This is a genomic window from Protaetiibacter sp. SSC-01, from assembly GCF_014483895.1.
In the GTDB taxonomy this organism is placed as follows: domain Bacteria; phylum Actinomycetota; class Actinomycetes; order Actinomycetales; family Microbacteriaceae; genus Homoserinibacter.
The window spans coordinates 772,226-785,468 of sequence record NZ_CP059987.1 but is presented as its reverse complement, the minus strand read 5'-3'; the positions used below and the strand labels follow the sequence as shown (position 1 = coordinate 785,468).

Below are 13,243 nucleotides of genomic sequence, written 5' to 3'. Positions count from 1 at the left end.
TCAGGCTGCGCGGTAGGCGGGCGGCTCGATGTCGACGAGGATGCGCTCCACGACGTCCTCGGCCTTGACGCCGGCGAAGTCGGACTCCGGGTCGATCACGAGGCGGTGCGCGAGCACGGGCACGGCGAGGTCGCGGATGTCGTCGGGCGTCACGTAGGTGCGCCCGTTCGCGATCGCCCAGGTCTTGACCGCGCGCGCGAGCGCCATGGCGCCGCGCATGCTCACGCCGAGCACCACGTCACGGTGCTTGCGCGTCGCGTCGACGATGTCGGCGAGGTACTGCATGACGGCCTCGTCGGTGTGCACCTCGTTCGCGAGCGCCGACATCGCCACGATCGACTCGGGCTTGATGATGGGCGACACGAGGGATGCGCGGGCGCGCGTCGAGGAGTCCATGAGCAGCCCGACGGCGGTCTTCGCGTCGGGGTAGCCGAGGCTCGTCTTGATGAGGAAGCGGTCGAGCTGCGCCTCGGGCAGCTTGTACGTGCCGGCCTGCTCGACGGGGTTCTGGGTCGCGATGACGAGGAACGGGGCCCCGACCGAGTGGCCCTCGCCGTCGATCGTCACGACGCCCTCCTCCATGACCTCGAGGAGCGCCGACTGGGTCTTCGGCGAGGCGCGGTTGATCTCGTCGGCGAGCACGATCGACGCGAAGATCGGTCCCGGGTGGAACTGGAAACGGCCCTTGCCCTGGTCGTAGATCTGCACGCCCGTGACGTCCGACGGGAGGAGGTCGGGCGTGAACTGGATGCGGCTCGTGGTGCCGTCGAGCGTGTTGGCGAGCGACTTCGCGAGCACCGTCTTGCCCGTGCCCGGGTAGTCCTCGAGCAGCACGTGGCCGTCCGAGATGAGGGCGGTGAGCACGAGCTTGATGACGTGGTCCTTGCCGACGATCGCCTTGTCGACGTTCGCGACGAGCTTCTGGAACGCGTCGGCGAACCAGGTCGCCTGTTCCTGGGTGACGGGCATGTCGTGTGGCCTTTCGGGGAGGGGGTTCGTGCGGGGAGGTCGCCGTTACCAGCTGTTCCAGGTCGCCGCGGAGACGCACGGGCGGTAGCTCGCGGGACCGCTGATCTGCACGCACACCTGCGCGTCGCGGATGCCGAGGTAGCCGCCCGACTCCGCCGTGCCGTTGCCGCCGATGTAGGTCGAGCGCGGGTCGGAGGTCGTCCAGCCGCCGCTCGAGATCGCGAGCGAGTAGGTGCCTGCCGGCACGTTCGTGAATCGCACGAGCGCGCGGTGGCAGGTGCCGCCGCCCTGGCATGTCTCACGCGTCCCCTTGCCGATGATCTCGACCGAGGGGGCGGGGGGCGGCGGGTTGGAGATGTTGCCCGCGCCGCCGTTGCCGATCGCGCCCGTGCCTGCCTTGTTGACGGCGCGCACCCGGATGCTGTGCGAGCCCGCGGAGAGGCTGCTCGCCGTGTGGTTGGTCGCCGTACCCTTGTCGATCCAGCCGCCGCCGTCCACGCTCACCTGGTAGGTGACGTTCGCCATGCCGCCCGTCGAGGCGGCGCCGCCCGACCAGGTCCAGCGGATCGAGCCGGGCGCCTGGCCGTCACGCACATCCGCCCCCGACACGTTCGGCGCCGTCGGCGTCGTCTGCGTCGCGATGTTCGCCGAGGTCACGGCACCGGCCGGGCTCTGCTTGCCGCCCGAGTTGGTCGCGATGACCTCGACCGTGTGGGCGCCTCCCTGAACCGTGAGGTCACCCGTCGACCGGCTCGTGGATGCGGCGCTCCAGCCGCCGCCGTCGAGGCGCCAGCGGTAGGTGACCGAGCCGCCGTTCGCGTTGACCTCGTTCCACGTCGCGCGGATGACGGCGTTCGGGGCGAACTGGTCGACGACCGTGATGACGGGCGCGGGCTGCTGCGGCGTGCCGTACGGGATCACCGGGTCGGAGAGCGTCGACCACGCGCCCGGACCGTGGAAGTTGATCGCGCGCACCGAGAACCGGTAGGTCGTGCCGTTGGTGAGACCCGTGATCGTGCACCCGGGCGGGGCGCAGTTCGCGGGCGTCGAGACGGCCGGCTCGGAGCGCACCTCGTACGAGGTGATCTCCTTGCCGTTGGCGGCAGGGGCCTGGAAGCCGATCGAGACCGCCCCCTCGTCGCCCTGCGTCGGCACGGTCGGCTTCTGCACCTGGTCGGGCACGTCGCTCACGACGAGCGTGATGAGTCCGTTGACGCGGCGGTCGGGGTCCTCGGTGGCGTCCTCGATCGTGTAGACGACGTTGATCGTGCCCGACTTGAGGCTCGGGTTCGGCGAGATGCGTACCTGATCGGCCGTGAACGTCACCCCCGCGGGCTCGCCCGTGTTCTGCACCTTCGCGTCGACGATCGAGAGGCGCTCTCCGGTTCCCGCGTAGGGATTGAAGTCGTTGCCGAGCGGGCTCGCGACGACCGTGCCGTCGCCGCGCTGCGTCTCGTAGGCGTCGTCGACGGCGAGCGCGGGCGGACGCGTCGAGCCGACGACCGTCACGTGCACCGTGCCCTGCACCGTGAACTTGTCCCACCGCAGCGTCACGCCGACGTCGAACGTCGTGCCCTTCGGGGTGTTGCGTGGCGTCGTGAGCGTCAGCACCGAGCCGTCGAGGCGCCCGTCGATGCGGCCGCCCAGCCCCGTGAGATCCGAGTAGGTCACCTGCTGCAGGATCTGCGGGTTCTGGTGCCCCGTCGCCGCGCGCAGGTCGACGGTCGCCTGCTCCCCCATCTCGAGCGGCACCTGGGGCGTCGTGAACGTCGGCGGGGTGTCGCGGAACTCGGGGTCGCCCACCACGATCTGCATCGTGAGCGCCTGCGTGTTGCCCTTCGGGTCGTCCTTCGACGCGCCGTCGGTCACCGTGAAGCTGATGGACGCCGGGCCGCGGTAGTCGAGACCGCCCTGGTAGCGGATCGTCGTCTCGTCGACGTAGTTCGGCGTGCCGTCGCTCATGAGCGACGAGACGCTCGACGGGTCGGCGATCCACGCCTTGCGGCCGGACGGCACCTTCACGAGGTCGGAGAGCTTCCACTCGCGCGACTCGTTCATCGGCACGTACTGGATCGGCAGGTTCGGGTCGAGGTACGGCGGATCGTCGAAGCTCTCGTCGACCGCCGCCGGCACGAGCAGGAACGCCGTGGCGGAGAGCTCGGTCTCGGGGTCGGTCACGCGGTACGCGATCGCCTGGCGCTTCTCGGCGGGCGTGACCGTGATCTTGCCGTGCCGCTCGACGACGAGCTCGGCGGAACCCGCGTTCGGGCCCTCGAGCGTCACCTTGAGGTCGGAGTTCCGACCGCCCGGGTTGTAGGCGGACCCGTCGAAGACGTCGACCGTGATCGAGCTCTTGCCCGCGATGTCCTTCTGAGCGATCGGCAGGTCCGTCGCGATCGGCGGCATGAGCGGGGCGTCGGGGGTCACCTGCACCATCGCGTAGCTCTGACTCGACCCGCCGAGCTCGTTCGTGAGCCGGTACCGGATCGCGAAGGTGCCCTCCTCATCCGGAGCCTGCAGCACGAGGAAGCGGCCGTCGACGACCTCGGCCTCGATGCCCTCGGGCACCTCGACGAGCTTCTTGTCGACCGAGATGCGCGAGCTCTGCGGGTCGGAGTCGTTCGCCGTCAGGTCGACCTGCGCGATCTTGCCCGGCCGCACCGAGACGCTGTCGGGTACGGCGCTCGGGTTCTGCGTCGACTCGGGCGGGGCGATGACGGCGATGCGGATGTCGGCGGTGCCGGTCTTCCCGAAGGCGTCGAACACCTGGTACGAGAACGAGTCCGTGCCGCTCATGCCGGGGAACGCCGTGTAGGTGAGGTAGTCGGCGCCCATCTCCTCGATCGAGCCCATCGTCGGGGTCGTCGGCGTGCGCAGTAGCTGCACCGAGTCGCCGTCCGGGTCGATGCGCTGCAGCGGCAGGTCGATGCGGATGCTGCCGCCCGAGAGCACGCGCGCCACGACGGGCTCCGGCCGCGGCTCGCGGTTCGAGTCCTCGTCGAGGGGCGTCACCGTGAAGGTGACGGTCGCGGCGGCGCTCTCGCCGTACGCGTCGAGCACGCGGTACGCGGCCTGGTACTGGCCCGGCTCATCGGGCGCCTGGAAACGCACGTGGTCGGCGTTGACGAAGGCGAGGCCCGCCGAGGGCTCGCTCACGAGCTCGTCCGCGAGGAACATCCGCGAGTCGTCGGGGTGCTCGTCGTTGTCGAGCACGTCGACCGTCACGATGTCGCCCGCGCGCACCGTGACCTCGTCGTCGCGCGCGATCGGCGGCTGGTGCTTCGTGAGGGGGGGCACCGGCACGATCGTGACGCCCGCGGTCGACGACCGCACGCCATCCGAGATCGTGTACGTGAAGCCGATCTGCGTGGTGAGGGTCTGCGGAGAGGTGACGCGCACGAGGGTCGACTCGAGCAGCTCGACGACGACGCCCTTCGCCTGCACGTCCGGCGGCACCGACACCGACTGCACGGCGAGGATGCGGCCGACGGGGCTCACGTCGTTGCTCAGCACCGAGACCGTCGTCGGCTCGTCGCTGCGCAGGTAGGCGGTGTCCTTCACCGCGATCGGCGGCTGGTCGTCGGCGGGCACGTCCTTCACGTCGACGCGCATGATGCCCTTGCTCGAGGCGGAGCCGGCGGCGAGCGAGTACTCGAAGTAGTAGATGCCGGGGGCTCCGGCCGAGAACTGCACCTGGCCCTTCTGCGGGTCGAACGACATCGACGCGCCGTCGCCCGGCTCGTCGACGCTCGTGAGCGCGAGCGGGGCGCCCGACGGCGAGAGGTCGTTCTCGAGGGGCTCGATCGTGACCTGCTCACCCGTGAACGCCGTCGCGAAGTCGGGCGTGCCGACGGGCTTCAGCTCGCCCGCGGGCTTCACGTCGACGACGAGCTTGCCCGTGACGACCTCGCCGCCGTCGGTCACCTGGAACTGCACCTCCTTCTCGCCCAGCTCCGAGGTCTGGTGCGTGAAGGTGATGAGGCCGTCGGGCGTGTAGCGCACGAGGTCGCCCGAGGTGGGCGCCGCGCCCTGCAGGAACAGGTCGTCGCCGTCGGGGTCGCGCCAGTTCGACAGCACGTTGTACGCGATCGTCTGATTCGCCTCGACGCTCGTCGCGGAGGTGCGCAGCTCGATCGGCGCCGCGTTGAGCGCATCCGGAACGACGCGCACGGTGACGTTCGCCGTCGCCGTGCCGCCGCGGCCGTCGTCGACGGTGTAGCTGAAGCTCACGCCGCCCGTGTAGTCGAGCGCCGGCGTGAACTGCAGCGCGCGCCCGCCGTCGATGTAGTCGAGACGGCCGGTCGACTCGGCGATCGGCGAATGGTCGGAGATGACGAGCACGTCGCCGTCGGGGTCGGAGTCGTTGTCGAGCACCGCGACGATCGTCGTGCGGTTCGGACGGATGCCGTACTCGTCGTCGAGCGCCGTCGGCGGCCGGTTCTCGTCCGTGCGCTCCGCGAGGGTGTCCTCGAAGGACTGCAGCGCCGAGGTGTCGTCGCCCTCCTCCTCGGTCTCCTCCTGCTCGGGCGGGATGACGTCCTCCCAGTTGTCGACGAGACGCATGTTCTCGGCGGGGAGCCAGACGTTGCCGTTCGCGAGATTGTTGAGCGCGATGACGCTGCGGTTGACGCGGAACTCGAGGCGGTCGCCCTGCGTCGGCTGCTCGATGTCGTAGATCGCGGCGTCGGCCCCCGCGCACGCGAAGACGTAGCGCTGCGCGTGCGCCCACGCCCCGTGCGCGCAGCCCTCCTGGTTGACGGGCGCGGCCACGTCATCCGTGTCGCTCGCGGCGTTCGGCACCTGCGCGTCGATCGTCTCGACGTCGCCCGAGCCGAGGTTCACGCGCAGCAGGCCCGAGCCCGTCGCGAGCACGGCGGAGTCGGATGCGGGGCCCGACTGCTGGAGGCGCAGGGCCTTCGCATCGCCGAGCTCGCGCACCGTGCCGTCGTCGAGCACGAGCTGGTTCGTCGAGTGGTCGAGCGCGACGACCCGGTCGCCGATCGCGGCGAGCTCGAAGTCGCCGATGCGCGGGAAGTCGGACTCGACGGGCACATCGGCGAGGGTCGGGATGCGGTAGAGCTTCCTCTCCTCGATCGAGACCGCGACGATCTCGCCCGCCCCCGTCACGACGGCGTGGCCGCCGTCGCCGAGCTCGAGGAGCGGAGGCTGCGAGACGACGTCGAGGCGCAGGTCGCCGACCGCGGGCAGAGCCCACAGCTGGCCGCGCGACACGACCGCGATGACCTCGCCGCCGTACGACACCTCGGCGTCGGGCGGGAGGTCGACCGAGCTCGTGACGGCCGTCGACGCGGCGTCGACCGACTCGAGGCGGCTGTTGTCGGGGTCGACGAGGAAGAGCGAGTCGCCGTCCTGCAGCACGTCGAAATCGGGGGACGACGCGGTGACCGAGGCGTTGAGCTCGTCGATCTGCTTGTTGAGCCGGCCGCCGCGCAGCAGCTCGCCGTTCGTGACCCACACGTCACGCGAGGTCAGCTCGACGTCGGTGACCGGGAAACCGGGGTGCAGAGCGGCGACGGTGAGGGTCGTGCCGGCCACGAGCGAGATCGCTGTGACGGTTGCGACGGTCTTCCGGCGCGCACGCCACCAATCTCTCGCCGTCACCCCCTGGAACCCCCTCATGCAACGCCCGTTCGACCCCGCATCGGGGGACAAGCGCGTTCAGGCTAGCACGAGAGAGAGACTCGGGTTCCGGCCTTGACAGGGGACTACTCCCCATCCTCCTCGGACCCCGCCGAGGCCCCCGCGGCGGCGTTCCGGTCGAGCAGCACGAGGTCCTCGCGGCTCACGAGCCGGCTCGCGACGGCGTACTCGACGAGGCGCGCGCGGCGGTTCGTGGCGAGCTTGCCGCGGCCTCCGCGGAGCCCCTGCACGCCCACCTTGTCGAGCTTCTCGCACACGTTGTCGAGCTTGCGGTTGAACGTCGTGAGCGGCCAGCCGAGACGCTCCGCGGCCTCCGCCGAGCTCGGGATCTCGCCGCGGCCCGGGGAGTCCTGCCGCAGCACGTGCTCCGAGAGGGCGAGCACGAGCAGCCGCTGCGAGCTCGTGAGCGGCACGACCCCGATGGTCGTCGTCCCCGAGGCGCCCGAGTGGATGTTCGTCGTCGAGAAGTACTCCTCGTCGTTCTCGATCGTGAAGTCGTAGGTCGTCGAGCCCGCGCTGAAGAGCACCTGCACCGTCGGGAAGACGATCGGGATGCGGCCGCCCGGCGGCAGCCACGCCTGCACGCCGCCCGAGCCGTCGGTGATCGTCGCCGAGAGCAGCGTGCCGACGTTCGCGACCCACCACAGGCCCCGCTCCTCCGTGAGCAGCAGGAAGCGCCGGTGCAGGTACGGGTTGTCGTCGATCTCGAGGTCGCCCTCGCGGCCGATCACGAAGTCGGCGCCGGGCGCGGCGGTGTACTTCTCGCCGCAGAAGTCGATACGCAGGGAGTTGGTCATCATCCCACCGGGGGGTAGCAGGCGATCAGGACGTCGGAGGTCTTGCCCTTGCGCAGCACCATGACGTCGATGCACAGGGGCGAGCCCGCCGCGTAGCCGTCGACGGCGATGACGCCGTCGGCGCTCGTGTGGCGCTGCGGCAGGTCGGGCCGGTTGCTCAGCTGCCACATGAACTGGTCGTCGTCCTCCGGGTCGGGGTTCTCGACCGTGAACGTCACGGTCGCCCCCTCGAGCGTCGGCGCGCCCGCGAGCACCGGCACGGGGATCGTCGTCGGCACGATCGCCTCGCCGCCTCCCCCGCCGGAGCTGGGCTTCGGGGTGGGTGCGGCATCGGGCGCTCCCCCCGACAGGACGATTCCGATGACGACGGCCGCCGCGACGACGACCGCGACGACGCCGAGCACGATGCCCGTCACGAGGCCGCGGCGCGAGCGGGGCTCGGCCGCGGCATCGGGCGCCGGGGTCGGTTCGGCCGGGGCCGCGACAGGGCCGCGCGGGCGGATGACGGTCTCGGTGGGCGCCGCCTCGTGCGCGGTGGGAGCGGATGCGGCCGAGGGCGCGGGCGGGATCGTCGCGGCTGACGGCACCGCCCCCGGCGCGGCCGGACGCGGCTGGGCGTCGATCGTCGTCGCGCCGCGCACGCGGGTCTCGTCGGCGGATGCGGGGGGCGCTGCCGGCGCGGGAGCGACCGGCTGCGCCTCGATCGTCGCCACCTGGCGCACCCGCGTCTCGTCGGCGCCGCCCGTGTCGGCGGGGCGCTCGGGGGTCTCGAGGTGCAGGTTCGGCACCTCGAGCTCCGTGCGCGCGTAGCCGAGCTCCATCTCGACGCGCTGCAGGGCGCGGCCGAAGTCGAGGGCGCTCGCGAAGCGGTCCTCGCGCTCGGTCGCCATGCCCTTCTGCAGCACCGCGATGAGCGAACGCGGCACGTCCGTGCGGTCCATGGGCGTGATCGCGCCGCGCTCGATGCGGCCGATGAGGTCGAGCGTGCCGTTCGAGCGGCCCTTCACCTCGAAGGGCGTCTGGCCCGCGAGCACCGTCCAGATGGTCGCGGCGAGCGAGAACACGTCGCTGCGCACATCCGGGTCGGGGTCGTCCTCGAACATCTCGGGCGGCGACCACGGCACCGAGAGGCCCACCTGGCCGCTCGTTCCGCCCGTGCCCGTGTCGCTCAGCGCGCCCGCGAGCGTCGTCGTGTGCGCGGGGAGGGCGTCGTCGACGGCCGACGAGATGCCGAAGTCGGTGAGCGCCGGCCAGCCGTAGTCGTTCGCGAGCACGTTGGCGGGCTTGATGTCGCGGTGCAGGATGCCGGCGAGGTGGGCCGTGTGCACGGCGCTCGAGAGGCGCACGCCCGTGCGCAGCGCATCCGCGACCTGCAGGGGCGCCTGCTTGTAGCGCTCGGCGAGGCTCGGGCCCGAGCAGTACTCCATGACGAAGTACGGGCGATCGTCGGATGCGACGTCGGCGTGGTAGATCGTGACGATGTAGGGGTGCGCCGACAGCTGCGCCATGAGGTTCGCCTCGGCCGCGAAGGCCGCGCGGTTGGCGGGCGTGAGCTCGTCGAGCAGCAGCACCTTCACGGCGACGCGGCGACGCGGCAGCTGCTGGTCGTAGAGGAAGACGTCGGAGAAGCCGCCCGAGCCGAGCAGGCGCACATAGCTGTAGCCGGGCAGCTCGGGGGGCGTCGAGGTGGGTCGGCGCATCAGACCTCCTCGAGCGCGAGCTCGATGCCGCCACCGAGGTCGATGCGCGTTCCGACGATGACGGGGGTCGGCTCGCCGCCGCGCAGCTTCTGGCTCTCGCCGCTCGGCATGACGATCGTCGTGCCGTTGCGCGAGTGCAGATCGGTGACCACGACGGTGCCGCCCTCGAGCGCGATGCGCAGGTGCGAGCGCGAGATGTCCTGGTCGCCGCCCGTGAGCGTCACGAGGCGCGGCAGCTGGCCCGCGGGCACACCCGAGACGCTCGGCGAGCGGCCGAGCACGAGGGCCTCGTCGAGGGGCTCGCGGGTGCCGCCGGGCAGCACGACGACGACCGACGGGGCCGCGGGTGCGGCGGCGGCGGCGCCGCGCGGCCGACGCTGGCGGCCCGTGCGCGTGATCGACGACGCGAGCACGGTGCTGCCGTCGTGGTCGCCCTCGGGCTCGGCGGCGGCGTCGGATTCCGCGGCTGCGTCGGCGTCGGACTCGGCGCCCTCCTCGGGCTCGGCCGGGCGCACGGCGGCGTCCTCGACCGAGCGGTACATCGTGTCGCCGAACAGGTAGTCGTAGCCGTCGCCCGCGGCTGCGTCGCCGGCGGATGCGGCGGGCTCGGCGGATGCGGCGGGCTCGGTCTCGGGAGCGCCCTCCTCGGCGTGCGGCTCGTCGGGGAGGCTCGTGACGGTGAGCTCCGAGACCTGCGGCACGAACACGGGCGGCGTCGGCGCGGCGCCCGTCGCGGGCGGCGGCATGAACTCGTCGGGGGTCGGGGTCGCGGTCGGCGCTGCGCCCGCGAGGTCCCCGGGCGCCGGTGCCTCGGTCGCGTCGGTCGGCGCGATGGATGCGGCGGCTGTCTCCGGCGGGGCGGATGCGACGGCGGGGTTCGCCGCGGGCGCGACCGGCAGAGCACCGGACCCCGTCGCGAACGCCGACGCGCGCACGACCCCCGCCTCGATGGGCAGCTCGCTGCCACCGCGCCCGGCGAGGGCGACCCCGACGGAGCCCCCCGGCATCCGTCGTTCGATCCACGTCGTGGCGCCCGCACCCGACACCTGCTCGGCGCCCGAGCGCACGGTCGCGTCGCCGCGCACGATGACGCTCACGCCGCCGTCGCCCGCCTCGACGAACGCGAACGGCGGCGTCGCGAAGAGGCCGTTCGCGGTGAGGGTCTCGAGCAGGCCGGCGGGCCCACGCTCGTCGCGGATGCGCGCCCACAGCCGGTCGATCACCGCCGGCTCCAGCTCGGCGCCCACGAACAGCTGCCGGGACGGGGTGATGAATGCGAGCCAGCCGTCGGCTGCTGCGGTGTAGCGATGCGTCACGTCAAGCCCTCGGGAGTGTGTCCTCGAGGCGACGGTCGCGGTCGACCGTCTCCTCCGGGTCGGATGCAGCTTCCTCGACCGACGACTCGACGATCACGACGGTCACGTTGTCGCGACCCCCCGCGGCGACGGCCGCCCCGACGAGACGCTCGGCGAGGTTCGGGCCGTCGGGCTCGCGGCTCGACTGCTGGTCGTGGAAGACGATGATGCGCGCGATCTCCTCGTCGCTGAGCTCCTTCGTGAGCCCGTCGCTGCAGAGCAGGAACGTCTGGCGTCCGCGCAGGGGAAGCAGCCAGATGTCGGGGTCGACCTCGACCTCCGCACCGAGCGCCCGCGTGACGACGTTGCGCTGCGGGTGGCCGGCCGCCTCCTCGGGGGCGATGACCCCCGCCGCGATGAGCTCCTGCACGGCCGAGTGGTCGATGCTCTGCTGCTCGAGGCGGCGGCCGTCCCAGCTGTAGGTGCGGGAGTCGCCCACGTTGAACGCCATCCAGTGGGGGCCCGCGCCGTCGACGTCGACGATCGCGACGCCCGTGAGCGTCGTGCCCGAGATGGAGTCGGTGCGCAGGTCGACGACGGCCGCGTTGGCGGCCTTCACGGCGGCGAGTACGGCGCGCGCCCCGACGGGGCCGTCGCCGGTGAGCCGGTCGAACACCTCGACCGCGGAGCGGCTCGCGAGATCGCCATGGGCGTGCCCGCCCATGCCGTCGGCGACGATCCAGAACGGAGGGGCGGCGAGGAAGCTGTCCTCGTTGGCGGAGCGCACCGCGCCGACGTCGCTCGCGCCCTCGTAGCGGAGCTGCACGACGACGTCGCCGATCGCGAGATCCTCGCGAGTGTCCACGGCGCTCCCCTCGTATCGCGGTCCCGGCAACGCTAGCAAGCGGGAGCGGCCCTCACGCGCCGCATCCGTGGGTACCCCTCCCCATGGCACCCGTCACCGGTGGCCAAACGCTGCAGCGTTTCGCCTTACGCGCCAGTGATGTCTGGCGCCCGGCGCCGAACGCTGCAGCGTTTGGCGCCTAGAAAGGTTCAGGATGCCGGCTGCTCGGCTGCCGGCACGTGGTCGACGCCGAGCAGGTACGAGCCCAGCTCGATGACGGCGCCATCGGGCACCGGGGTGAACTCGGTCGAGGTGACGGCGCTGCGGCGGCGGTTGGCGACGACGGCGACGCCGTTGGTGGAGTTGAGGTCGAGCACGAAGAGCCCGCCGTCGTACGGCAGCAGGATGGCGTGGTTCTTCGACACGGTCTTCTCGCGATCGACGACGGCGACGAGCTTCGCGCCCGGGAAGCCCTCGACATCGAACGGCTTGCGGCCGATGACGAGGGGACCGTCGACGGCGACGCGGTCGCCGTCGGCGAGCAGCAGCACCCAGCCGGTGACGTGCCGCGGCGGTCCGCCGGGGAAGAAGACGGGCTCCGAGGGGTCGCGTGGCGGCATGCCGCGGCCGACGATCTTGGTGCGGGTGTCGATGAGCCCCTGCTCGAGGTCGCCCCCCTGCAACCACGGCGGCCGCAGCACGGGTTCCTCGGGCTGGTATCCGGGTGTGCTGTCGGTCACCCCTAGATCATTTCCACGCCCGCATGCCGCGTCAAGGGCGCTCGCCGGTGGAGTCCGACTTCTCTGCCAGGGCGACCCGGCGCATCCGGATGAGGCTCGCGACGACGGCGACCGTCATGGAGGCGACGATGACGCCGAGCGAGGTCCACGTGTTGATATCCGGCGCCCACTCGATGGGGTGTCCGCCGTTGATGAACGGCAGCTCGTTCTCGTGCATCGCGTGGAATACGAGCTTCACGCCGATGAACAGCAGGATGAACGCGATGCCGTACTTGAGGTACTCAAGCTTCTCGACGAGGTCGCCGAGCAGGAAGTACAGCTGGCGGAGGCCCATGAGCGCGAACACGTTGGCGGTGAACACGATGAAGGCGCTCTGGGTGATGCCGAAGATGGCGGGAATCGAGTCGAGCGCGAACACGAGGTCGGTCGTGCCGAGGGCGATGAGCACGAGCAGCACGGGGGTGAACGTCTTGCGGCCGTCGATCACGACGCGCATCTTCGAGCCGTGGAACTCGTCGGTGACGGCGACGCGGCGGCGCAGCCAGCCGAGGATCTTGTTCTCGGCCTCGACCTCGTCGTCGTGGCCGGTGCGGGCCTGCTGGATGGCCGTGAAGATGAGGAACGCGCCGAAGATGTAGAACACCCAGCTGAAGTTCTCGATGAGCGCGGCGCCCAGCAGGATGAAGATGCCGCGGAACACGAGGGCGAGGATGATGCCGACCATGAGCAGCTCCTGCTGGTACTGACGCGGCACGGAGAAGCGGGCCATGATCAGCAGGAACACGAACAGGTTGTCGATCGACAGGCTGTACTCGGTGAGCCATCCGGCGACGAACTGGCCCGCGTGCTCGGCGTCGCCGATGAGCAGCATGGCGCCCGCGAAGAGCAGGGCGAGGGTGACGTAGAAGCCGATCCAGAGCGCCGACTCACGCGTCGACGGCACGTGGGGGCGCTTGAACGCGAGGATGAGGTCGAACGCGAGGATGAGGGCGAGGAAGGCGTAGGTGCCGATCTCGAACCAGAGCGGGAGGGCGAGTTCCAACGGAGAACCTTTCGGGGGTTTCGGGGGACGGAGGATCCTCGAACGTCTCTCCCGCGCGGCGACCCTCCGGATCTCGTCCGGTGCGGTTGCCGCGGTCGCGGCCGGGGCTGCGGCAACGGAGCCCGTGATGACGGCCGCGACGAGGTGGGATACTCCCCTTCGCCCGCCCAGTCTAGCCACAGCCGCCGGGCTCAC

General features: G+C 71.4%; 8 protein-coding genes. All 8 read right to left on the bottom strand.

All coding sequences use genetic code 11. From position 1 onward, the window contains the following. The 8 genes from H4J02_RS03665 to H4J02_RS03630 all read right to left on the bottom strand — a co-directional run bounded on the left by H4J02_RS03665 (position 1) and on the right by H4J02_RS03630 (position 13,048). Positions 1-969, bottom strand: coding sequence for a MoxR family ATPase (locus tag H4J02_RS03665; RefSeq protein ID WP_187675763.1), 969 nt, complete (start codon positions 967-969; stop codon positions 1-3). A gap of 45 nt (positions 970-1,014) precedes the next feature. After that, positions 1,015-6,609 (bottom strand): Ig-like domain-containing protein, encoded by a 5,595-nt coding sequence (locus H4J02_RS03660; protein WP_187675762.1) that lies wholly within the window; start codon positions 6,607-6,609, stop codon positions 1,015-1,017. Between the two features lie 86 nt (positions 6,610-6,695). After that, the gene (locus H4J02_RS03655) at positions 6,696-7,430 is read right to left on the bottom strand and encodes a hypothetical protein (RefSeq protein WP_397420150.1); all 735 of its coding nucleotides are present in this window, start codon (positions 7,428-7,430) and stop codon (positions 6,696-6,698) included. Further along, positions 7,427-9,127 carry a serine/threonine-protein kinase gene (locus H4J02_RS03650; protein WP_187675761.1) on the bottom strand — a complete coding sequence of 567 codons (1,701 nt, stop codon included), beginning with the start codon at positions 9,125-9,127 and terminating at the stop codon, positions 7,427-7,429. The genes H4J02_RS03655 and H4J02_RS03650 overlap by 4 nt, the downstream gene beginning before the upstream one ends. Further along, positions 9,127-10,443: an FHA domain-containing protein gene (locus H4J02_RS03645; protein WP_187675760.1), complete on the bottom strand. Its 1,317-nt coding sequence runs from the start codon at positions 10,441-10,443 to the stop codon at positions 9,127-9,129. The genes H4J02_RS03650 and H4J02_RS03645 overlap by 1 nt, the downstream gene beginning before the upstream one ends. A gap of 1 nt (position 10,444) precedes the next feature. Further along, on the bottom strand, positions 10,445-11,287 hold the full coding sequence (locus H4J02_RS03640) for a PP2C family serine/threonine-protein phosphatase (protein ID WP_187675759.1): 843 nt from the start codon (positions 11,285-11,287) through the stop codon (positions 10,445-10,447). 188 nt (positions 11,288-11,475) lie between these two features. Next, complete coding sequence (locus tag H4J02_RS03635) at positions 11,476-12,006, bottom strand: FHA domain-containing protein (RefSeq protein ID WP_187675758.1); 531 nt, start codon at positions 12,004-12,006, stop codon at positions 11,476-11,478. Positions 12,007-12,037: 31 nt separating this feature from the next. Next, a complete protein-coding gene (locus H4J02_RS03630; RefSeq protein ID WP_187675757.1) occupies positions 12,038-13,048 on the bottom strand; it encodes a TerC family protein in 1,011 nt (336 codons plus the stop codon). Positions 13,049-13,243 lie beyond the last annotated feature (195 nt).

Excerpts from the sequence above, each read along its gene's own strand:
- H4J02_RS03655 (WP_397420150.1), bottom strand. The coding sequence starts at position 7,430 with ATGATGACCAACTCCCTGCGTATCGACTTCTGCGGCGAGAAGTACACC.
- H4J02_RS03660 (WP_187675762.1), bottom strand. The coding sequence starts at position 6,609 with ATGAGGGGGTTCCAGGGGGTGACGGCGAGAGATTGGTGGCGTGCGCGC.
- H4J02_RS03650 (WP_187675761.1), bottom strand. The coding sequence starts at position 9,127 with ATGCGCCGACCCACCTCGACGCCCCCCGAGCTGCCCGGCTACAGCTAT.
- H4J02_RS03665 (WP_187675763.1), bottom strand. The coding sequence starts at position 969 with ATGCCCGTCACCCAGGAACAGGCGACCTGGTTCGCCGACGCGTTCCAG.